The organism is Flagellimonas sp. L-11 (assembly GCF_056857735.1).
Genome location: NZ_JBSXNR010000064.1, coordinates 43,885 through 65,246, shown reverse-complemented (window position 1 = coordinate 65,246; position 21,362 = coordinate 43,885). Strand labels below are relative to the sequence as shown.

General features: G+C 40.6%; 21 protein-coding genes. 11 read left to right on the top strand and 10 right to left on the bottom strand.

All coding sequences use genetic code 11. The annotated features are described in order from the left end of the window. Positions 1-161 precede the first annotated feature (161 nt). Complete coding sequence (locus tag AC13CC_RS11560) at positions 162-1,094, bottom strand: peptidylprolyl isomerase (RefSeq protein ID WP_326277306.1); 933 nt, start codon at positions 1,092-1,094, stop codon at positions 162-164. A gap of 384 nt (positions 1,095-1,478) precedes the next feature. Between AC13CC_RS11560 and msrA the strand changes: the two genes are divergently transcribed. From msrA to AC13CC_RS11545, 3 genes are read left to right on the top strand one after another with little or no spacing between them, the layout of a single operon-like run. Continuing rightward, positions 1,479-2,039 (top strand): peptide-methionine (S)-S-oxide reductase MsrA, encoded by a 561-nt coding sequence (msrA, locus tag AC13CC_RS11555; RefSeq protein ID WP_482877318.1) that lies wholly within the window; start codon positions 1,479-1,481, stop codon positions 2,037-2,039. Beyond that, complete coding sequence (gene folE / locus AC13CC_RS11550; protein WP_293163011.1) at positions 2,026-2,625, top strand: GTP cyclohydrolase I FolE; 600 nt, start codon at positions 2,026-2,028, stop codon at positions 2,623-2,625. The genes msrA and folE overlap by 14 nt, the downstream gene beginning before the upstream one ends. A gap of 40 nt (positions 2,626-2,665) precedes the next feature. Continuing rightward, complete coding sequence (locus AC13CC_RS11545) at positions 2,666-2,962, top strand: hypothetical protein (RefSeq protein ID WP_163624769.1); 297 nt, start codon at positions 2,666-2,668, stop codon at positions 2,960-2,962. Positions 2,963-3,081: 119 nt separating this feature from the next. Here the strand turns inward: AC13CC_RS11545 and AC13CC_RS11540 are convergent, their stop codons facing one another. The 7 genes from AC13CC_RS11540 to AC13CC_RS11510 all read right to left on the bottom strand — a co-directional run bounded on the left by AC13CC_RS11540 (position 3,082) and on the right by AC13CC_RS11510 (position 10,726). Further along, a complete protein-coding gene (locus AC13CC_RS11540; protein ID WP_326277304.1) occupies positions 3,082-5,358 on the bottom strand; it encodes a TonB-dependent receptor in 2,277 nt (758 codons plus the stop codon). A 437-nt stretch (positions 5,359-5,795) separates the two neighbouring features. Beyond that, positions 5,796-6,311, bottom strand: coding sequence for a DUF6787 family protein (locus AC13CC_RS11535; protein WP_326277303.1), 516 nt, complete (start codon positions 6,309-6,311; stop codon positions 5,796-5,798). A gap of 31 nt (positions 6,312-6,342) precedes the next feature. Next, positions 6,343-6,801: a DUF6146 family protein gene (locus AC13CC_RS11530; protein WP_428979718.1), complete on the bottom strand. Its 459-nt coding sequence runs from the start codon at positions 6,799-6,801 to the stop codon at positions 6,343-6,345. Between the two features lie 68 nt (positions 6,802-6,869). After that, positions 6,870-7,508, bottom strand: coding sequence for a DUF937 domain-containing protein (locus AC13CC_RS11525; protein ID WP_326277302.1), 639 nt, complete (start codon positions 7,506-7,508; stop codon positions 6,870-6,872). A 74-nt stretch (positions 7,509-7,582) separates the two neighbouring features. Next, positions 7,583-8,536, bottom strand: coding sequence for a D-2-hydroxyacid dehydrogenase (locus AC13CC_RS11520; protein WP_326277301.1), 954 nt, complete (start codon positions 8,534-8,536; stop codon positions 7,583-7,585). A 5-nt stretch (positions 8,537-8,541) separates the two neighbouring features. After that, positions 8,542-9,606 carry a 3-phosphoserine/phosphohydroxythreonine transaminase gene (gene serC, locus AC13CC_RS11515; protein WP_326277300.1) on the bottom strand — a complete coding sequence of 355 codons (1,065 nt, stop codon included), beginning with the start codon at positions 9,604-9,606 and terminating at the stop codon, positions 8,542-8,544. A 73-nt stretch (positions 9,607-9,679) separates the two neighbouring features. Next, a complete protein-coding gene (locus AC13CC_RS11510) occupies positions 9,680-10,726 on the bottom strand; it encodes an acyl-CoA reductase (protein WP_326277299.1) in 1,047 nt (348 codons plus the stop codon). A gap of 85 nt (positions 10,727-10,811) precedes the next feature. On the opposite strand from AC13CC_RS11510, the gene AC13CC_RS11505 reads away from it, so the two are divergent. The 7 genes from AC13CC_RS11505 to AC13CC_RS11475 all read left to right on the top strand — a co-directional run bounded on the left by AC13CC_RS11505 (position 10,812) and on the right by AC13CC_RS11475 (position 19,106). Beyond that, positions 10,812-11,165 (top strand): 4Fe-4S dicluster domain-containing protein, encoded by a 354-nt coding sequence (locus tag AC13CC_RS11505; protein ID WP_326277298.1) that lies wholly within the window; start codon positions 10,812-10,814, stop codon positions 11,163-11,165. Between the two features lie 50 nt (positions 11,166-11,215). Further along, positions 11,216-11,344, top strand: a complete 129-nt coding sequence (locus tag AC13CC_RS11500) for a hypothetical protein (RefSeq protein ID WP_482877315.1) — start codon at positions 11,216-11,218, stop codon at positions 11,342-11,344. Positions 11,345-11,399: 55 nt separating this feature from the next. Beyond that, complete coding sequence (ychF, locus tag AC13CC_RS11495; RefSeq protein ID WP_326277297.1) at positions 11,400-12,494, top strand: redox-regulated ATPase YchF; 1,095 nt, start codon at positions 11,400-11,402, stop codon at positions 12,492-12,494. 67 nt (positions 12,495-12,561) lie between these two features. Beyond that, entirely contained in the window at positions 12,562-13,464 is a 903-nt protein-coding gene (locus tag AC13CC_RS11490; protein ID WP_326277296.1) for a DMT family transporter, read from the top strand. 102 nt (positions 13,465-13,566) lie between these two features. Beyond that, positions 13,567-15,435, top strand: a complete 1,869-nt coding sequence (locus AC13CC_RS11485; protein WP_326277295.1) for a DNA topoisomerase IV subunit B — start codon at positions 13,567-13,569, stop codon at positions 15,433-15,435. A gap of 15 nt (positions 15,436-15,450) precedes the next feature. Next, positions 15,451-18,078, top strand: a complete 2,628-nt coding sequence (locus tag AC13CC_RS11480; protein ID WP_482877314.1) for a DNA gyrase/topoisomerase IV subunit A — start codon at positions 15,451-15,453, stop codon at positions 18,076-18,078. Positions 18,079-18,143: 65 nt separating this feature from the next. After that, complete coding sequence (locus tag AC13CC_RS11475) at positions 18,144-19,106, top strand: sterol desaturase family protein (protein WP_293163043.1); 963 nt, start codon at positions 18,144-18,146, stop codon at positions 19,104-19,106. 40 nt (positions 19,107-19,146) lie between these two features. On the opposite strand, the gene AC13CC_RS11470 is transcribed toward AC13CC_RS11475, so the two are convergent. Beyond that, a complete protein-coding gene (locus AC13CC_RS11470) occupies positions 19,147-19,524 on the bottom strand; it encodes a DNA topoisomerase IV (protein WP_326407820.1) in 378 nt (125 codons plus the stop codon). A gap of 32 nt (positions 19,525-19,556) precedes the next feature. Next, positions 19,557-19,964, bottom strand: coding sequence for a helix-turn-helix transcriptional regulator (locus AC13CC_RS11465; RefSeq protein WP_326277293.1), 408 nt, complete (start codon positions 19,962-19,964; stop codon positions 19,557-19,559). 282 nt (positions 19,965-20,246) lie between these two features. Here AC13CC_RS11465 and AC13CC_RS11460 point away from each other — a divergent pair, with 282 nt between their 5' ends. Then, positions 20,247-21,350 carry a M14 family metallopeptidase gene (locus AC13CC_RS11460; protein ID WP_326277292.1) on the top strand — a complete coding sequence of 368 codons (1,104 nt, stop codon included), beginning with the start codon at positions 20,247-20,249 and terminating at the stop codon, positions 21,348-21,350. The last annotated feature ends 12 nt before the right edge of the window (positions 21,351-21,362 follow it).

Sequence of the window (21,362 nt, the reverse complement as noted above, 5' to 3'; positions counted from 1 at the left end):
ACGCATTGGCCCACAATATGCGCAAAAAAGCGGCATAGGGCCACTTGGAAAATTTATCCCTTCACCAAAATAGGAAAATTAAGAGGTCAAAGACACCAAATTAAAAAACCGCCCCATTCTGTGAAATGAGACGGCTTCTTTATTTATTCTCGAGAGTCTTGTTATTTCACGTTCACCAGTTCCACATCAAAAATAAGTGTTGCGTTCGGGGGAATAACCCCTCCTGCGCCTGTGCTTCCGTAAGCCAAATGGGATGGAATTACAAAACGGGCCTTGTCACCTACCTGCAGTAGGCTAATTCCTTCGTCCCATCCCGGTATTACCTGTCCAATACCCAAAACAAAATCAATGGGTTGGTTTCTTTTATAGGAAGAGTCAAAAATTTGTCCGTTGGTCAATGCACCTTCATAATGAACGGAAACTGTTTTACCTTTTTCAGCTTTGGCACCACTTCCCTTCTGAATCATTTTATGACGCAGCCCGCTATCTGTCTTGTCAAACCCAGCAGCCAATTTTTCCATTTCTGCCTCTGCGGCAGCTTTTTGTTCGGCAATTCGCTTTTCCCTGGCTCCTTCAAAAGCCCTAAAGGCTTCTACGGCATTCCAGTTTTTGGCATCATCTCCAACCCTCACAATTTCTATAGTTTCTATAGCATCGCCTTGGGCAATGGAATCCACAATATCCTGACCTTCTTGTACACGACCAAATATAGTATGTTTGTTATCTAGCCAAGGAGTAGCTGCATGTGTAATAAAAAACTGGCTTCCATTGGTGCCGGGCCCGGCATTGGCCATGGACAACACTCCGGGACCATCGTGTGCCAGATCGGGGTGGAACTCATCATCAAACTTATAACCTGGGTCTCCGGTTCCGGTTCCGGTTGGGCACCCGCCTTGGATCATAAAATCGGCGATTACCCTATGGAATTTTAGGCCATCATAATATGGTTTACCCTGTGGTTTTACACTGTTTTCCATATTTCCTTCAGCCAAAGCAACAAAGTTGCCAACCGTTCCCGGTGTTTTATCGTGGGTAAGTTTTACCAATATCTCCCCTTTGGTGGTATTAAATTTTGCGTAGATTCCGTTTTGCATTGTATGTTGATTAATATGTTATTAAAAACTAAATTCTCGGATTTTTACAAGGATGCAAAGGTAGGTGTTTATGGTTAAAGGCAAAAGCAGGGACTATGGTGTAAAGGGTTTACTGTCAACTATAAATTCCCACCTATCCAATTACATGGGTAAAACCTGCAATGTTGTATCAATATTTTTGTAGAATGATTCGAATATGTACCGCCCTTTTAAGTAATTGGGCAGGGAACCACGCCTTAAGATGGAAGATAACATTTTTTATACCCGGTTTCTGCTTGTAAACAGCAAAAGATAATTTTATGATAATTTCGACCAAGGATTATATAAATATTTGCTAGAATTCATTTTCTCAATCAAATATTGTTTAACTTTGAATCAAAAGATATGAACAAAAATAATTTAAAATTGGAAACCGCAATATTTGCTGGAGGGTGTTTTTGGTGCACGGAAGCTGTTTTTCAGCGACTTAATGGAGTAGAGGAGGTGGTTTCCGGTTATACGGGTGGCACCATTAAAAACCCTGCGTACAGAGAGATTGCTACAGGAAGAACAGGACATGCCGAGGGAGTAAAATTAACATTTGATGCTTCACGAATATCATATAAAGAGTTATTGGAAATTTTTTTTGCCACTCACGACCCCACAACGTTAAACCGTCAAGGAAATGATGTGGGCACGCAATATCGCAGTGAAATTTTCTATACTACCGAGGAACAAAAGGAATTGGCAGAGGACTTTATCAAACTTTTGGAAAAAGAAGAAGTGTTCGATTCCCCAATTGTAACAGCAATATCTGCTGAAAAACCCTTTTATTTGGCAGAAGAAGACCATCATAATTATTACAACCAACATAGGAAACAACCGTATTGTCAAATTATAATTGATCCCAAGATCAAAAAACTGAACAACTATTTTTCAAAAAAACTTAAGCATGGCACCCTATAGAAACCTCGAAGAGTATAATATTGAAATTACCAATGAGGTAAAAGAGCATTTCTCAAAGATAGTGGAGGATATCGGAGAGGATGTAACCCGAGAGGGGCTTTTAAAAACACCTGAACGTGCCGCAAAAGCTATGCTTTTTTTAACGCAAGGTTACAAACAGGACGCCGAAGAAATTCTGAAAGGTGCCATGTTTGCAGAGGATTATGACGATATGGTCATAATAAAGGATATTGAGCTTTATTCGCTTTGTGAGCACCACATGCTGCCATTTTTTGGCAAAGCCCATGTAGCTTACATCCCCAACGGACATATTGTAGGTTTGAGCAAAATTCCCCGTGTTGTAGATGTTTTTGCCCGTAGGTTGCAGGTGCAGGAGCGGTTGACGCACGATATTCTGGAATGCATCAACAAAACATTAAAACCCAAAGGCGTTGCCGTTGTAATAGAGGCCGCCCATATGTGTATGATGATGCGTGGTGTGCAAAAACAAAACTCTGTGACGACAACCTCTGGTTTTAGAGGACAATTTGAAAAAATTGAGACCAGAAACGAGTTTTTAAAGCTCATCAGCTCCGATTTGTCCTAAACTGCTTTTTCAATTAAGTGGGAATTGCTATTTTTCCTTTATGGCAGAAGAAAAAGATAACAAGTATCGTAATCTACTATTGGGATTATTGTTCGATGGCATTGGTATGCTATCCTTTATGATTCCAGGAATTGGAGAGTTTTCCGATGTAATCTGGGCCCCCGTTGCGGGATGGCTCATGACCAGACTTTACAAGGGCAGGGTAGGACAGGCAGCAGGTTTGGTGACTTTTGCCGAGGAGCTGGTGCCTGGTATGGACGTAATCCCTACTTTTACCTTGACTTGGATCTATACTTATCTTTTGAGCAAGAAAAAAGGCCAACCTAAAAAGGATTGACCTTAAATTTATTCTAATTTGATTTAGAATGAACTTTATTCTCGATACAATTTTCTTCGCTATACTCGAAAATTACTCGAACTGACGATTTTCAATTTATAATTTCTACCGATTTGTTATCACAACGGAACATTCAAATTGAAAGAAATGTTTCTTCCAATATTGACAATACCATCAGCTTTTAACCTGGACAAATGTGAGATGTAGTTTTTATTAAAAATGTTGTTTCCTGTAATGGAATATCCCACTTTTTGGTTGAAGATTCGTAAATCGCCTCCCACACCAACATTGAATAGATTGTATCTGGGAGTAGGAGCTTCAAAATCTGCTACTTTATTTTGGTCAAAAAAGGTTTGAAGCGTTACAAACGCATAGCATTTATAATCTTGCTTACTTTTTTTCCATTCCACTCTAAAAGTGTTTGTCCAACGGTTGGCTGGAATCAAGGGGAGATCCGATTTATCTTCCAATTCACCAAAAACAATATCGTAGCTACTTTCCAAATGGAGCCAATCAATAGGGTGGGGGTGCAGGTGGAATCCGAACTCACCACCATACAAAATGGCGTTTTGCTGTTGAAAATCATAAATTGGGTCTAATTCTCGGAATTCTCCGGTTGGCTCCAAATAAATATAGTCATTTACAATATTATAAAATGAATTAATGTAGGCCTCCAGGTGCTTGTTACCATACTCCAAAGCCAAATCCACTTGAAAGTTCTGTTCGCTTTCCAAGTCAGCATTCCCGATTTCCACTCTATTCGCTCCACTGTGCAGGCCATTTGAGGTCAATTCCGATAGGTTAGGGGCCCTAAAGCCTGTTGCCAGGTTCAAACGGCCCATTACGTTTTGGGTCAAATCCATTCGGTAACCCACAGCAGCGTTGAAACTATTGAAGTCCTTGTTCAAAGTAGGAATGTACTCTTCATCCCCTTCGATACCACTTTCTTCACCATTGATAGATCTAAGGTCGTAACGCAATCCAATTTGTAAATCACTTTTGTTGAAATGAATGTGAGAAGTGGCCAAAACACCAAAATCGTTTGTTGTAGCATTGGGCACCAACACTTCTTCCCCGAAGTTTTCATTGGTTTGATGCATTCCCTGAACCCCAAAAATGGTTGTCATTTTTCCCCATTGCGGATTAAATTGGATGTTGTAGTTGAAGGTGCTCAAACGCATGTCCAAAGCAGCTCCTTCTCCTTCTTCATGCTCTTCCTCGGCATGCTCTTCGCCTTCGTGTTCCTCACCTTCGTGCTCATCGTGATGGTGCTCCTCGAACTCTTTTCTGTCGTTTACAGTAAACCCAAAAGTGGCCTCTAAACTCGATTTTTTAAAGAAAAGGTTGTTTTTAGAACTTATAATATGTGTGGAAAGCTCTTGATAAGGCTCCAACGGATAACGATCGTTGTTCTGAACCCCAATTTCTTCAGGAATACCAAGCTCCGAAGCATTGTAATTGTATCGGAGTTCCGTCTTAAATTTAGCCGCTTGGTAGGCAAGACCGGTTTTTAAATCCGCTTCGTTAAACCTAGAATTTGTAACGCTTGTTCCGTCGCCAGTTTCATAATCGGCGTTGGTAGCGTAAGCACCGCGTACCAAAAACTTTAATTTTTCCCCGGATGTCTTAAAACCTGCATTGGCATTATACCCCATGGTATTGGTAAAATATCTCATGTTTACATCTCCTGAAGTTTCGCCAGAGGCTTCAAACTTTTCCGGATTTAAATAGAGTACACCGCCCAAGGCGTCGGAACCATACAACAAGGATGCTGGGCCTTTAATAACTTCTACACTTGCAATTCCCGCATCATTGATGCCCAAACCATGTTCACCACCAAATTGCTGGTTTTCCAGACGAACACCTTGAGTGTAAACTAGAACACGGTTAAAACTTAAACCTCGGATAACGGGTTTTCCAATTCCCACACCCGTAGAGACAGAAGAAACCCCTGGGATATTCGAAATTCCTTCGGATAGGGTTATGCCGCCTTGTTGTTTCAGTTCTTCCATGGATTTTTGTTCCACCTTCATCACGTTTTCACGCTGTAATTTGTGGAATGGTGTAGACAGTACCACTTCATCCATTTCTATGGCAGATGGTACCATTTGATAATCAAATTGGTTGTTTCCAGAGTTGATTTCTACAGAAGTTGAATAGGTTTCAAATCCTAAGTAAGATATAACGAGCTTATAGTTTCCTTCTGGAAGGTTTTTGAGGGAATAGTTCCCATTTTGGTCAGTAACCGTTCCGTTTTCCAATTGAGGTATATAAACGGAAACCTGCTCCAAGGGTTCGCCAGTTTCAGCGTCCGAAACGTTTCCCGAAAGTGTATTTTGGGAATAGGTATAAATGGATGTCAATACCAAAAGCATTGAAATATAAAATTGTTTCATTGTAATAAATAAATGGTTTAAAAATTTAAATCAATCGGTAATTACTATGAAACTGTCGGGGGCCCTCGTAAAGCCCGAAAAGAAACTTCTCTGGGCTTGTAAATAAAGTTGTAAATGGAAGTCGTGTACCAAATTTCGGGTATGTCGACCGGAATGTAGGTAAAAGAAAAATTGAAGAGTACTTTATTGACTAGGGTAAAGTCATGAAAATCACAATCCAGATTGGCATCGTGAATGTGATTAGTGCCATACGCAATACATTGCTCTTCTTGGTTGTGTTCATATAAAGCGTGTCCCAATTTTATAAAGGAGGGAGCTAAAATTGCCGCCAACATTACAAGGGAAACAAAGATGAGTATACGTTTATGGAGGTTGGTAAACATACTTCACAAAAGTAACTAAGGCACTTACTCTTTTTATGTTAAAAGAATTATAAACTATGAAAAGAAAGCACCTAACCCCATACGCTTAAGCATCTTTTTCTCAAAATCCCAAAAAAATTGATACTGACCGAATAACCAGCCAATAAAAACAAGGAGAATTTGGTAGATGGGAAAAATCAATAGGATTCGGAGTGCCCAATATATTGTAGAGTGTACATTTTCACTATCCAATCCGATCCAATGCACCAAGGGATCGGCCAATTTACCGGAAAGACTGCCTGTAATCGCAAAAACAATGAAAATGGCGATCATTTCCCATTTATAGTCCACTTTCCATTTATTTTCAACTTTTTTAAAGCACCAAATAAAGAACTTTACCAAAAAATAATACAGTATTGGTGTAGCAACAAACAGAACGGGCCACTCGTAGTTATGACCCTCAAAACCGAATGCATTTACAAATCCCTGAACAATAGCATAGGCGGTAAATAGTGTCAACATTGCACCTAAAATCGGAAATAAAAGTTGCCAATTTTTTTGGATTTCCCAGCGCTGTTTTAGTTTCTGCATCGCAAAAATTTAGAATTGCAAAAATAACACATTAAATTCTTGGGAGAAAAGGCCCTAGCCGCTGATTGTATTTTCTTTGAAAATAAATGAAGTAGTTATAGAGCTTATAGTTGACTTCGTAACCATAATCGATACTTGGGTCGTAGTTAATTTGCATTTCGTATAGGTTGGGATTCCATCTTTGGGGTTGCAGCACTCTTTGATTCCAAGTAATAACCATGATTGCATTTCTATTCTCCAAAAATGATTGGGAATAGTAGCCCTCGGGCCGGGCAATGGAGTTTAACCAAGTGTAAAAACCCGGCTCTATAATGATGATTTCGTACTCGGTTTCATCATCGGCAATCTCTACGGGTTCTTCATCCTCCGAATCAAATAGTGCCTTTTCTTCGCTTGAAACATCCAAGGTTGATTTTTGCGTGGTACAAGAAACCAGACCAAAACAAAACATCAAACAAAATAATAATGTATGTATAAGCTTCTTTTCCATTTTATTAAGATACAAAAAAAGCCACTTGAAAATTCAAATGGCTTTGTTAAATACCGTTCGCTGAATTTTTATTTTCCGAAAAGCCCGCCCAGCATTCCACCAAGACCGCCTTTGTTTTGACCTCCTCCAAGGGCCAATCCAGCTAAATCATCTATAACACTGCCATCTCCATCACTATCCAAAAAGGCTTCCACAAGGGATTGTTGTTTGGCCGCTGTTTTTCCACCACCCATTAGTCCACCCAAAAGGCCATTTAATCCTTCGGGACTGCTTACATTTTGTTGCCTGGTCTGTTTTCCCAAATAGCCCAAAATAATAGGGGCAGCAATTTTTAATATTTGTGAGACTGTACCAGCATCGATACCTGACTTGCGGCTCAAGGCATTTTCTACTTGGGGTTGTTTGGAACCAAGGATATGGCCCAAGATTCCGGCACCATCATCCATTACATTTTGGTCCACACCACCTCCGAAAAGGCCTCCCAAATCGTCCAAAATACCGCCATCGTGTTTGGAAGAGAGCGCATCCATAAGTCCTTGCGCCCCTCCCGGGGTCGATGCATTCTTCTTCATGGCACCCATTAAAAGGGGCATGGCCATGCTCAAAACATCTGCTGTTTTGCCTTCTGGTTGTCCTGTTTGACCGGCGACACCGCTGACCAATTGTTTGCCCATTGGGCTATTTATCAAATCTAGTAATCCTGACATTGTGTTAGTGTTAAGGTTAAAAAGACAATGTACAAAAAAATGGGGTTAGAAAAGAGTTTACAACCAGAACCCCATCACTTTAGCAATTTGATAACCTTTTGGGCCAATTCAATCCCGATACGTTGTTGCGCTTCAATTGTGGAACCACCGACATGGGGACTGAGAGAAATCTTGGGATTCATCAATATTTTAATCTCTGGATTGGGTTCTGACTCAAACACATCGAGTCCTGCAAAGGCCAGATGGCCGGAATCCAAAGCCTCAACCAAGGCAACTTCATCCAAAACACCACCGCGTGAGGTGTTTACAATTCCAGAGCCTGGTTTCATGAGTGCCAATTCTTTTTTTCCAATCAGGTATTTTTCTTGTGATGGTACATGCAGGCTCACAAAATCAGAATTTGCGAGCACTTCTTTTAAATCCTTGTTTTTCAAATTGAAACTAACGGATTGTCCATCAAAAAAGGTAAGATCCAAAGTGGCTTCCTTTGTATTATGGTCTGTAAATAGCACCTCCAAACCCAAAGCAAGTGCCATTTTAGCGGTAGCTTGACCAATTCTGCCAAAACCTACTATTCCCAAGGTTTTTCCGCGAAGTTCAATACCAGTTGCGTAACTCTTTTTGAGTTGCTTAAATTGACTGTCGCCCTCCAAAGGCATATTTCTGTTGGAATCGTGCAAAAAGCGGACCCCATTGAGCAAATGCGCAAAAACCAGTTCAGCTACCGATTCTGAAGATGCCTCTGGCGTGTTGAATACATGTATGCCTTTGGATTTTGCATATTTTACATCAATATTGTCCAAACCAACACCACCGCGACCAATCAATTTTAATTTTGGGCAATCATCAATGAGTTTTTTATCTACTTTGGTGGCACTGCGCACCAAAAGCGCTTCAATGTTGTTTTTGTTGATATAATTTGCCAATTGCTCTTCGGCGACCCTTGTGTTTTTTACTTCGAAACCTTCTTTTTCAAGCAAGTCGATTCCTGATTGGGCCAAGCCGTCATTCGCTAAAATATTCGCCATTAAATTTATCCTTTCTTTTCGAGTTCACTCATTATATCTACCAACACGCCTACACTTTCCAAAGGAAGTGCGTTGTACATGGAAGCACGGTAACCACCAACGGAACGGTGGCCGTTTATTCCGTTTATTCCTGCTTCTTTGCACATTTCATCAAATACATCTTTTAATTCGTCATCGGTGATGTTAAAGGTGGCGTTCATATTGGAGCGGTCTTCCTTGGCGGCAATTCCAGAAAAAACGGGGTTGAGTTCAATTTCTGAATAAATCAAGTTCGCTTTGCGTTCATTGATTTCCTCGATAGCGGCGATTCCTCCCAAATCCTTCAACCATTGCATAGTAAGCATGGAAACGTAGACCGCAAAAACAGGCGGGGTATTGAACATACTGTCCTTGGCGATGTGAATTGAGTAATCCAGCATTGATGGTATTTTTCGGGATACTTCACCTAAAATATCCTCTTTTACAACCACAAGAGTTGTTCCGGCCGGGCCCATATTTTTTTGTGCTCCTGCATAGATCAGGTCAAACTGAGAAAAATCGAGTTGTCTGGAAAAGATATCGGAACTCATATCACATACTAAGGGCACATCGGTTTTTGGAAATTTCTTAAACTGCGTTCCGTAAATGGTATTGTTGGAAGTTAGGTGCAGATAATCCAAATCGGAGGGAATACCGAACCCCTTCGGAATATGGTTGAAATTATCCTTTTGGGAAGACGCTACTTCCACAATATCACCGAACAAGCGAGCTTCCTTAATGGCTTTTTGGCTCCATGTTCCCGTGTTTACATATCCTGCCTTTTTCTCCAAAAGGTTATAGGCGGTCATTAGAAATTGCATGCTTGCCCCCCCCTGTAGGAACAAAGCTTGGTACCCTTTGCCTTCGAGTCCCAAAAGTTCCAGAGCAAGGGCTCTAGCTTTTTCCATAATGTCCACAAACGCTTTGCTGCGGTGGGAGATTTCTATAAGTGAAAGACCAATGCCATCCAGTTCCAGGACGGCTTCGGATGCCTTTTGCATTACCTCTGAGGGCAAAATACAAGGGCCTGCGCTAAAATTGTGCTTTTTCATTACCTAGGGGTTTAAGGGGTAAAGGTCTTAAAAATTGTTGGATCTATAAACGGTTCAACAGGTTGGGATTTTCTTAAAGTTGAAGTAAGAATTCCATAGTGTCGACTCCATCCGCGTAGTCGTTAAGACTTGGCTTTTGCGTTTCTCCAAATTTCACCTCGTTTCCTGTTGATTTACTTGAAACCACACATTGGATTTGTTCTTCAAGTGCTTCCAATTCTTTTCTCAAACTTGTTTCATCATCATAATATGAGTAAAACACTACAGAAATAGGGGAGGAGAGGCCTTTGTCTTCCTTTAAGACCAAGAATCCATTATCCAAAATCTTGAATTGACTCATTAAATAAACCGCCTTGTTGTAATCGTAGTTATTGGCATATTTATGTTGGTGAATAATCTCATTGTAATCATAGAGCGCTTTGAACAATGCATCAAAATCATACTCTTTTGGCACATAGATTTTGGACACGTTGCGACAACCCAAGCCATAATACCTGAAAATATCCTCGCCAAGTGATTTTAGTTCTTCTTCGGTTTCATTTCCAGTAAGGACAGCGACCGAATTTCTGTTTTTTCTTATGATGTTGGGCTTATTTCCAAAATAATATTCAAAATAACGGCCCGTATTGTTGCTTCCCGTGGCGATAACGGCATCGAAGTTTTCGAGTTTTCCCTCAACGAACCCGATCCTATCTGCGAGTGAGGGTTCCTGTTGAATCAAATATTTTGACAGGTATGGTAGCAGCACTTTATCGTTGGACGACAGTTTGGCCAACACCTTGTTTCCAGAGAGCAATACGCATAAAAAATCATGAAAACCTACTAGCGGGATGTTGCCCGCCATTACAATGCCCACTGTTTTAGGCTCACTTGTTTTGTTAAAGGTATAATGGGAAAACCAGTCTTTGAGATTTTCTTCAGTAAGTAAATCGCCCCATTGCTTTAGGGAAAACAATATGTTGTCCTCGGTAAACCACCCGTTATGGTGTCCAACCTTGGATATGATTTCCTTGAATTCAGCATCAACTTGCGTGCTTTTGGAATAACATTTATCACAAAAATCCGTTAGGTATTTTCCAAGTTTAACAAAAGCTTCTATGGTTTTAATATACGGAGCCATTAAATTTGTACACTAATTTAGTAGGGTTTATTTTTGTCAAAAGTAAGCATGCTGATAAGAATCAACCCAAAAGGAAAAGAAAATTATGGCAATTATTATAACAGATGAGTGCATAAATTGTGGTGCTTGCGAGCCAGAATGCCCAAACACAGCAATTTATGAAGGTGCGGATGAATGGAGATATAGTGATGGAACTTCGCTGACCGGCGATGTAGTTTTGCCCAATGGCAAAGAGGTCAATGCCGATGAAGTTCAAGAACCTGTTAGCGATGAGCTTTATTATATAGTTCCGGATAAATGCACGGAATGTCAAGGATTTCATGAAGAACCCCAATGTGCAGCGGTATGCCCTGTGGATTGTTGTGTTCCCGATGAAGACCACGTAGAAAGTGAAGAAGAACTATTGGGCAAGCAAAAGTTTATGCACCCCAATGGCTAAGCAATAAAAAACATTTAATTTAGCCCCGAACCAAGGTTCGGGGTTTTTTTATGCAAGAAAAAGAGAAAGTATACAACGGTATTTGGAAACAAGCGGGATGCATATTGTCCTTGATCGCCATTTTTGGCATCATAGCCTTGGTAGTGATGGGTTTCTATTTACTCATTCAAGGTTATTAGGTTCCAGTACCAAAACTTCAACTTATATTTGCAGCCTCAAAACACAAGAATTTAGATGAAAGCAGGCATTGTAGGATTACCAAACGTAGGAAAATCAACACTTTTCAACTGTTTGTCCAACGCAAAGGCACAAAGTGCCAATTTCCCTTTTTGTACCATAGAACCCAATATTGGTGTGGTTAACGTGCCCGACCAACGCTTGGAGAAATTGGAGGAATTGGTAAATCCCGAGCGTGTGATTCCCGCAACGGTAGAAATTGTGGACATTGCCGGTTTGGTAAAAGGTGCCAGCAAAGGAGAGGGACTTGGAAACCAGTTTTTGGGAAATATCCGCGAAACCGATGCCATTCTGCACGTACTTCGCTGTTTTGATAACGATAATGTAGTGCACGTTGATGGTTCCGTAGACCCGATTCGGGACAAGGAGACCATTGATATGGAATTGCAGTTAAAAGATTTGGAAAGCGTTGAGAAAAAGCTCGACAAAGTAAAGCGTGCCGCCAAAACAGGCAATAAAGAAGCCCAAAAGGAAGAAGCCGTACTTTCTGCGTTAAAAGAAGGTTTGGAAGCTGGAAAATCGGTCAGAGCCATTGAAATTGGCGAAGATGGCCGAGAAGAATTTGTAAAACCATTGCAGTTGATTACGGACAAACCCGTAATGTATGTTTGTAATGTAGATGAAGGCTCTGCCGTTGATGGCAATGCCTATGTTGAAAAAGTAAAAAAAGTAGTGGCTGACGAAAATGCAGAGGTTATTTTTTTAGCTGTGGGCACTGAGGCCGATATTACCGAATTGGAGACCTATGAAGAGCGCCAAATGTTTTTGGAAGACCTTGGACTCTCCGAGCCCGGTTCTGCCAAATTAATTCGTGGTGCTTATAAATTACTTGATCTGGAAACCTATTTTACTGCTGGGGAGAAAGAGGTCCGCGCATGGACCATTCCCGTAGGGGCAACCGCTCCACAGGCAGCAGGTGTTATCCATACCGATTTTGAAAAGGGCTTTATCCGCGCCGAGGTTATCGCTTACGACGATTACGTAAAATATGGGAGCGAAGCTAAAGTGAAAGAAGCAGGTCGTATGCGCGTGGAAGGCAAAGAATACATTGTTAAGGACGGTGATGTGATGCACTTTAGATTTAACGTTTAAACACTGGGCATTGTAATTCACCAATTATGTGATTTTCCAATTTATGGGCATGGAATAGCTTTGCTATATGTCCAATAAAGGTTTAGGAATTTTATATGGTATTTTGGGAGTGGTGCTATTCTCTTCCAAAGCCGTAATGGTAAAATTGGCCTACCGTTACAATGTGGATACACTTGATTTACTGTTGTTTCGGATGCTATTTTCCTTGCCGTTTTATATTATTATTCTCTTTTTGATTCGGAAAAAATCCGCAAAACCTCAAATTGAAACCAAAGATTATGCGTGGCTCTTTCTTTTTGGTTTCGTTGGCTACTATTTGGCCAGTTATTTCGATTTTTTGGGGTTGAATTACATCAAAGCAGGATTGGAGCGTATTATTTTATTTGTGTACCCGACCATTGTAGTATTCCTGAGTTGGCTTATTTTTAAACAAAAAATTACCCGAGTTCAATTTATTGCCATTGCCATTACTTATATTGGAGTGTTGATAACCTTTTGGGATGAGTTGGACGTTTCGGGCAACGAAGTTTTATGGGGAGGATTTTTGGTATTGTTAAGCGCCATCACCTACGCCTCCTATTTAGTGGGCAGTGGTTGGTTGATACCAAAATTTGGAGTACTCCGATTCACTTGCTACGCCATGATCGTATCCACCATCTGCATTGTCGTCCATTATTTGGTATCTGGCAACGGAAACTTTATGGATTATCCTTGGCCCGTTTACGTGTATGGTCTAACCATGGCCATTTTTGCCACATTGATTCCATCCTTTTTGGTTTCAGCCGCCATCGAGAGGTTAGGTGCATCCAATTTTTCAATATTGGGAAGCCTGGGCCCCATTTCCACAATTTTACTTGCCTTTGTGTTTTTGAACGAAAAACTCACGTATTGGCAGCTCGTTGGAATGATGGTTGTTATTTTTGGAGTGACCTATCTATCAATCCAAGGAAAAAGGCGGGCTAAAGGCTGATATATATTAACAATTATTGTTTCCTATTGTTGATTACTTTCTACCTTACACCCTTTTATTTTTGCTCCTAAATTTTATATTGCAATGATTAACCCTTAACTAATGGCAGATACCCAATATACTGAGGATAATATCCGTTCGCTGGACTGGAAGGAGCATATTCGTATGCGTCCGGGGATGTATATCGGAAAATTGGGCGACGGTTCCTCCGCAGATGATGGTATTTATATTCTTCTAAAAGAAGTGCTCGATAACTCCATTGATGAATTTGTGATGGGGGCGGGAAAGACCATCGAAATCAACATTAAGGACAATACCGTTCACGTTCGCGACTACGGTCGTGGCATTCCACTTGGGAAAGTGGTGGACGTGGTTTCCAAAATGAACACAGGTGGTAAGTACGATACCCGGGCGTTTAAAAAATCCGTAGGATTGAACGGGGTAGGTACCAAAGCTGTGAATGCACTTTCCTCTTATTTTAGGGTAGAATCCAACCGAGACGGCCAATCCAAATCCGCTGAGTTTGAAACAGGGAATTTGGTCAACGAAGAACTTTTGGGAGAATCATCCCGTAGAAAGGGGACAAAAGTAAGTTTCATCCCCGATGAATCCATTTTTAAAAAATACAAGTACAGGAACGAGTATGTAGAGCGCATGCTCAAAAACTACGTCTATCTAAATCCAGGCTTGACCATTGTTTTCAATGGTGAAAAATTCCATTCGGAAAATGGTTTAAAGGATTTGTTGGAAGACAATAACAATGATGAGGATTTCCTCTATCCCATCATTCACCTAAAAGGTGATGATATTGAGGTTGCCATGACCCATAGCAAAACCCAATACAGTGAGGAGTACCATTCCTTTGTGAACGGCCAGCATACCACACAAGGTGGAACACATCAATCCGCATTTAGGGAAGCCATCGTAAAAACCATTCGTGATTTCTACGGTAAAAACTACGACGCTTCCGATGTTCGTAAATCCATCATATCCGCAGTTTCCATTAAAGTGATGGAGCCTGTATTCGAGAGCCAGACCAAAACCAAGCTGGGCTCGACCGATATGGGAGGCGATTTGCCTACCGTCCGTACCTACATCAATGATTTTATAGGCACGCATTTGGACAATTACCTCCATAAGAACCAAGCAACTGCCGACGCTCTTCAAAAGAAAATTGTTCAGGCTGAGAAAGAACGTAAAGAACTCTCGGGCATTCGAAAATTGGCCAGGGACCGCGCCAAGAAAGCCAGTCTTCATAATAAAAAGCTAAGAGATTGCCGCATCCATCTGCAGGACATGAAAAAAGACCGCCGTTTGGAGACCACCCTGTTTATTACAGAGGGGGATTCCGCATCGGGTTCCATTACCAAATCCAGGGATGTGAATACGCAGGCGGTATTCAGTTTGCGAGGCAAACCATTGAATTCCTACGGAATGTCCAAAAAAATCGTTTACGAGAACGAAGAATTCAATTTATTGCAAGCGGCACTCAATATCGAGGATTCCATGGAAGACCTCAGATATAACAATATTGTAATTGCAACGGATGCCGATGTGGACGGAATGCACATTCGATTATTGTTGATTACCTTCTTTTTACAATTTTTTCCTGAATTGATCAAAGAAAACCACTTATATATTCTGCAAACCCCATTATTTAGGGTACGTAACAAAAAAGAAACCATTTATTGTTACAGTGATGAAGAGCGAAGAAATGCCATTGAAAAACTCAGCGGAAAACCAGAAATCACCCGATTTAAGGGATTGGGAGAAATTTCTCCGGATGAGTTCAAAAATTTTATCGGTGATGATATTCGCTTGGAACCCGTAATGCTGGACAAAGCTATGAGCATTGATGCACTGCTGAAGTTTTACATGGGAAAAAATACTCCCGACAGGCAAGAATTCATCATCAACAACCTTAAAGTGGAACTTGATTTAGTGGAAGAAAACCAACTACAACCCAAATAAATGCCGACTTTCTAAATGGAAGAAAATGAAGAACTGAACGATGAGAGTTTAGAAAACCATGACGAGTCCCAAGACAGCCTGATCAAGGTAACGGGGATGTACAAGGATTGGTTTTTGGATTATGCCTCGTATGTAATATTGGAGCGTGCCGTACCTGCTATTGAGGATGGGTTTAAGCCCGTGCAGCGCAGGATCATGCATGCGCTAAAGGAACTGGACGATGGCCGATACAACAAAGTGGCCAACGTAGTCGGGCACACCATGCAATACCACCCACATGGTGATGCGAGTATCGCCGATGCCATGGTGCAAATTGGCCAAAAGGATTTACTTATCGACACCCAAGGGAACTGGGGGAACATTTTAACAGGAGACGGAGCAGCGGCACCGCGTTATATCGAGGCCAGATTGTCCAAATTTGCTTTGGAAGTGGTTTATAGTCCAAAAATTACGGAGTGGCAACTTTCTTATGATGGCAGAAAAAAAGAACCTGTAAATCTGCCCGTTAAATTTCCACTTCTTTTGGCTCAAGGAGCCGAGGGCATTGCGGTAGGCCTTTCCACAAAAATACTCCCGCACAACTTTAACGAGTTGATAGATGCATCCATAAAACACCTAAAAGGAAAAAGGTTTACCATTTATCCTGATTTTCCAACGGCAGGGGTCATTGATGTGACCAATTATAATGATGGGATGCGAGGAGGAAAAATCAGGGTGAGGGCAAAAATATCGACCTTGGACAAGAATACCTTGGTCATCAATGAGATACCCTACGGTACCAACACTTCCTCTTTAATTGACTCTATCTTAAAGGCCAATGATAAAGGGAAAATCAAAATAAAAAAGATAGAGGACAACACGGCCGCCGAAGTAGAGATTTTGGTGCATTTGCCCAACGGCATCTCTCCTGATAAAACCATTGATGCCCTCTATGCGTTCACGGCATGCGAATCGTCCATATCCCCGCTTGGCTGTGTGATTGAAGACAACAAGCCCTTATTTATCGGTATTAAGGAGATGCTTGAAAGATCCACTGACAATACTGTGGAACTACTTAAAGCAGAACTTGAAATACAGTTGGACGAGTTGGAGGAGCAATGGCACTTTTCTTCCTTGGAACGAATTTTTATCGAAAACAGGATTTATCGCGAAATAGAAGAAGAGGAAACTTGGGAAGGTGTAATCGAAGCCATAGACAAAGGCTTGAAGCCACACATTTCACATTTAAAAAGAGAGGTGAACCGGGATGATATTGTTCGTTTGACTGAAATACGAATCAAACGAATTTCAAAGTTTGATTTGGACAAGGCACAACAACTTATTGAAAGTTTGGAAGATAGGATTGCCCAGACCAAGCATCACTTGGAGCATTTGGTCGAGTTCGCCATCGACTATTTTAAGGAATTAAAGAAAAAATATGGTGCTGGACGGGAACGTAAATCAGAAATAAAGATTTTTGATGATATTGAAGCCACCAAAGTGGTCATCAGAAACACCAAACTCTATGTAAACCGCAAAGAAGGCTTTATCGGCACCTCTTTAAAGCGGGATGAATACGTTACCGATTGTAGTGATATCGACGACATTATTGTGTTTACTGAGAAAGGGGAGATGATGGTGACCAAAGTGGACTCCAAGGTGTTTGTTGGAAAAAACATTATCCATGTGGCCGTTTTCAAAAAGAAGGACAAGCGCACCACTTACAATATGATCTACAAGCTCATGAAAGGTGGGCCAAGCTACATCAAAAGGTTTAATGTCACCAGTATGACAAGGGACAAAATTTATCAACTGGCTGGGGATAAGCCATCCGCAGAAGTACTTTATTTTTCAGCAAACCCAAATGGTGAAGCTGAGGTGGTCACGGTAATGTTACGCCAATCAGGCAGTATCAAAAAATTAAAATGGGATTTGGATTTTTCCGATGTTCTAATCAAGGGAAGGGGCTCCAAAGGAAATTTAGTCACCAAATATGCCGTAAAACGCATCGAACTAAAAGAAAAAGGCGTGTCTACACTTAAACCAAGAAAAATTTGGTTCGATGATGTGGTAAGTCGCCTTAATGTGGATGGACGAGGGGAGTTGCTCGGTGAGTTCCGGGGCGACGACCTATTGTTGGTGATAGACCAGAAGGGGATTGTAAAAACCATTCCGCCAGATTTACTGACAAGATTTAATGACGATATGATCGTGTTGGAAAAGTGGAATCCCGACAAACCTATTTCGGTAGTGCACTACGTAGGTGATAAGGAACGTTTTTACTTGAAAAGGTTTTTGGTGGAAAGCCCCAACAAAGAAGAGGTGGTGATCTCCGAAGATTCAAAATCGTATTTGGAGCTGGTATCTACCGACTGGAGACCCATGTTGGAAATTGAATTTGTTAAGCCCAGAGGCAAAGACCCTAAACCAAACCAAGAAATAAACGTGGAAGAATTTATTGCCGTAAAAGGCATAAAAGCACTTGGAAATCAGCTTACTCCAGAAAAAGTGAAAAATATAAATGTTTTGGATTCCTTACCTTACGAGGAACCCGAGGAACAAAAAACCGAAGACATTGAAGTAGTGGATGAAGAGCAAATAGACAACAATGATAATGATATTGGCACTAAGAATGACAGTTCTGACCAAACCACTTTGTTTTGATGTGATTTATGGCTAATTTTCACGCGAGTTACACACTTTACAAGCAGACCGATTAATACATCTATATGGATTTTACAAACCCACTGGTATATGGTGTACCAGTATTTATTGCCTTTATTTTATTAGAATTAACTTACAGTAAAACCCATGATCACGAACACCACGATCTTTATAACTGGAAAGATTTAGCGGCCAGTGGTTTTATGGGGATTGGCTCTGCTATCCTTGGGCCTTTGTTCAAGGTTGCCTTTGCCATACTCCTTTTTGAAGGGACCTATGAGTTGTTCAATCCAGTTGTTGGAGGAGTAAGAACCAACATTATGGGGTATGAATCCTTTGGATATGCATGGTACGTTTGGATTCTTTGTCAATTGGGCGACGATTTCACCTATTATTGGTTCCATAGGGCCAATCACGAGGTCCGTATTTTATGGGCTGCACATATAGTGCATCATTCTTCCGATAATTTTAATTTAGGTACGGCGATAAGAAACGGATGGTTCACTATTTTATACAAACCCTTCTTTTACTTATGGTTGCCTGCAATTGGTTTTCCACCGGAAATGGTACTGGTATGTTTAGGGATTGAAGCATTATGGCAATTTCAATTGCACACGGTTTACGTTCCCAAACTCGGATTTTTGGAAAAAATATTCAACACACACACCATGCACCAAGTACACCACGCACAAAATGTAGAGTACCTAGATAAAAACCACGGCGGTTTCTTGAATATTTTCGATAAAATATTTGGCACATGGAAGGAGCTTGATGATGATGTCGATGTTAAGTACGGCGTAATCCATGCTCCAGAATCATACAATCCCGTAGTTATCCTTACCCACGAATTCAAGGATATTTGGAACGATGTCAAAAAATCGAAAAAACTCTCCCATAAATTAATGTACATTTTTGGCCCTCCAGGATGGAGCCACGATGGTAGCACTTTAACAGTGAAGCAACAACAGCGATTGTTCAAAAAACAAAAGGAAGCCAGCCCAGAACTTGCTTACCAAAGACCCAACTGATTTTTATAAATCCAAATTATTGAATTTGCGACTCCCTAAATCAATCTATTTTATGGGCTGTCCCTTTAAACTTGCGATTATCGCCAACTACGCTGTACTCAAAAGTGTATGAAGACTCAGTAGTGGTCAATATTTTGATGTGAATCGGTTTTTCTTCTGCCTTGTTCTTGGGGTTCAAGTTTTTTAGCACATATTCACAATCGTTTATCCAGCGAACCGATGAAGAATCCGTTTCCCCTTCAAATTCATCCACTTCCAAATCTGTGGTTCTGTTGAATGTGGTTTTCTTCTCTTCACCATTTATGATTGCGGTGAACGAAAATTTACCAGTTTTAAAATCGTTACAATTACGTTGTGGCGGCTGCCCACAGGCCAAAAACAATAGTATCATTGACCCAAAAAGAAGATGTTTTGTCATACCTACAAAGTAACGGAAAGTAGTTGAAAGGGTCAATCCTTTTTTGTGTTGTAAACCTCAAAAGTACCATCGGAATAAAACATAACTATCTTATACGGGTTTTTGGACTGTAGCTCGTGCTTCTTTTCTTTAGAAAAGGGAATGACAAAATCATCTACATACGGTTCTTCTATCTTTTTAGTGATTTTAGTGTCATTGATTTCAGCCTGATCGGCGCTTTCCTTTGGAAATCGTCCCTCACCCTTTAACAGCCAATACAAATCCACTTCGGGGTAGGTGTTGACCAATTTCATCACAAAATCCAAGCTAGGCTTATTTCGTCCGTTCAACAAGTGGGAGATGCTCGAACGCTGCACACCAATCTCGTCGGCAAAGGCAGAAACAGATAACTCCAAATGCTCGATAACAGTTTCTATACGGGTTACAATCTCTTTGTTCACAATTGTAAATTTTTTAATATCTAAGATAGCACAATTCAAATTAAGATAGAGAATACACCATGAATTAAATTATTTTTTTTAAATTAAGAGTTCAAATAACTAATTATAAATTACTGATATAATGTTATTTATGTAAAGATGTAAAATTATTGTTTACATTTATCACAAAAGGAAGGGGGGACACATCAATTTGAGTTACAAATGTGTCACGATGTGATTAAAATTGATTACAATTGTAAAATTTAGGTTGGTTACTTTTGTAAACTTTAATTCCGAAACTTCATGCTTGATTATTCATTATATAAAGAGAAGTCCATTCAAGGTAGATACATTAACACAGCATCCATTCAGCCTTGTTTCTCCAAACTATCATCACCTTTAATCCATATCGGGGATTCCGTCAATGGCATTAAAATAAATGCTCTTAAAATGGGGACGGGAAAAAAGAAGGTGCTTATTTGGTCCCAAATGCATGGCAACGAATCAACCACGACCAAGGCGGTATGGGACATGGTCAATTTTATGCAATCGGAGGAAGCATTGGCCAGGTCAATTTTAAAGGAATGTACCTTAATGGTTATACCCATGCTAAACCCGGATGGGGCCAATGAGTATACCCGCGAGAATATAAATAAAGTTGATTTGAACCGCGATGCTAAAAATTTGACACAGCCCGAAAGCATAGCTTTCCGGAAACTGTTTGAATCGTTTCAGCCGGATTTTTGTTTTAACCTACATGATCAGCGCACCCTGTTTAGTGCCGGTAAAACGGACAAACCGGCGACGGTCTCTTTTTTATCCCCGGCAAGCAACCCAGAACGCCACATTACCCCCGCAAGGGAAGTGGCCATGAAACTGATTATTGGTATGGACGCCATGTTGCAAAAACATATTCCGGGGCAGGTGGGCAGGTACGATGACGGATTCAACGATAATTGCATTGGAGATACACTGCAAATGTTGGGGGTGCCGACCATTTTGTTTGAGTCCGGCCATTATCCCAAAGACTATGAGCGGGAGAAAACCCGAGAGTTAATTTTTTTATCGATTGTAGAAGCGTTGAAAATTATTGCCACAGATAAAATCGACGACTATAAAACAGGTGATTATTTTTCAATTCCAGGTAACCATAAGTTATTTTTTGATGTGCTGGTAAAGCATCCAGAGGCGGTAAATCCTGAATTTGATGCAGGACATTCGGTAGGAATTCGATATAAGGAAGTGTTGAAAAACGACAAAATCGTTTTTAAGCCGGAAATAGCGGAAATTGGCCCTCTTGAAGGTTTTTACGGACATCAAACCATAGAATGTGTTGATACCAAGGATTTTGGATTTGCAGCTTCCCAAAACGAAATTCTTGATTTACTCCTGAAAATCAATAAATAAAAATCATTTCTC

What these genes read in the sequence shown, in the direction of transcription:
- AC13CC_RS11540 (WP_326277304.1), bottom strand. Translation starts at nt 5,358, where the DNA reads ATGAAACAATTTTATATTTCAATGCTTTTGGTATTGACATCCATTTAT.
- AC13CC_RS11460 (WP_326277292.1), top strand. Translation starts at nt 20,247, where the DNA reads ATGCTTGATTATTCATTATATAAAGAGAAGTCCATTCAAGGTAGATAC.
- ychF (WP_326277297.1), top strand. Translation starts at nt 11,400, where the DNA reads ATGAAAGCAGGCATTGTAGGATTACCAAACGTAGGAAAATCAACACTT.
- AC13CC_RS11475 (WP_293163043.1), top strand. Translation starts at nt 18,144, where the DNA reads ATGGATTTTACAAACCCACTGGTATATGGTGTACCAGTATTTATTGCC.
- AC13CC_RS11485 (WP_326277295.1), top strand. Translation starts at nt 13,567, where the DNA reads ATGGCAGATACCCAATATACTGAGGATAATATCCGTTCGCTGGACTGG.
- AC13CC_RS11560 (WP_326277306.1), bottom strand. Translation starts at nt 1,094, where the DNA reads ATGCAAAACGGAATCTACGCAAAATTTAATACCACCAAAGGGGAGATA.
- AC13CC_RS11510 (WP_326277299.1), bottom strand. Translation starts at nt 10,726, where the DNA reads ATGGCTCCGTATATTAAAACCATAGAAGCTTTTGTTAAACTTGGAAAA.
- folE (WP_293163011.1), top strand. Translation starts at nt 2,026, where the DNA reads ATGGCACCCTATAGAAACCTCGAAGAGTATAATATTGAAATTACCAAT.
- AC13CC_RS11505 (WP_326277298.1), top strand. Translation starts at nt 10,812, where the DNA reads ATGGCAATTATTATAACAGATGAGTGCATAAATTGTGGTGCTTGCGAG.
- AC13CC_RS11520 (WP_326277301.1), bottom strand. Translation starts at nt 8,536, where the DNA reads ATGGCGAATATTTTAGCGAATGACGGCTTGGCCCAATCAGGAATCGAC.
- AC13CC_RS11500 (WP_482877315.1), top strand. Translation starts at nt 11,216, where the DNA reads ATGCAAGAAAAAGAGAAAGTATACAACGGTATTTGGAAACAAGCGGGA.
- AC13CC_RS11535 (WP_326277303.1), bottom strand. Translation starts at nt 6,311, where the DNA reads ATGCAGAAACTAAAACAGCGCTGGGAAATCCAAAAAAATTGGCAACTT.
- serC (WP_326277300.1), bottom strand. Translation starts at nt 9,606, where the DNA reads ATGAAAAAGCACAATTTTAGCGCAGGCCCTTGTATTTTGCCCTCAGAG.
- AC13CC_RS11545 (WP_163624769.1), top strand. Translation starts at nt 2,666, where the DNA reads ATGGCAGAAGAAAAAGATAACAAGTATCGTAATCTACTATTGGGATTA.
- AC13CC_RS11530 (WP_428979718.1), bottom strand. Translation starts at nt 6,801, where the DNA reads ATGGAAAAGAAGCTTATACATACATTATTATTTTGTTTGATGTTTTGT.
- msrA (WP_482877318.1), top strand. Translation starts at nt 1,479, where the DNA reads ATGAACAAAAATAATTTAAAATTGGAAACCGCAATATTTGCTGGAGGG.
- AC13CC_RS11470 (WP_326407820.1), bottom strand. Translation starts at nt 19,524, where the DNA reads ATGACAAAACATCTTCTTTTTGGGTCAATGATACTATTGTTTTTGGCC.
- AC13CC_RS11480 (WP_482877314.1), top strand. Translation starts at nt 15,451, where the DNA reads ATGGAAGAAAATGAAGAACTGAACGATGAGAGTTTAGAAAACCATGAC.
- AC13CC_RS11490 (WP_326277296.1), top strand. Translation starts at nt 12,562, where the DNA reads ATGTCCAATAAAGGTTTAGGAATTTTATATGGTATTTTGGGAGTGGTG.
- AC13CC_RS11525 (WP_326277302.1), bottom strand. Translation starts at nt 7,508, where the DNA reads ATGTCAGGATTACTAGATTTGATAAATAGCCCAATGGGCAAACAATTG.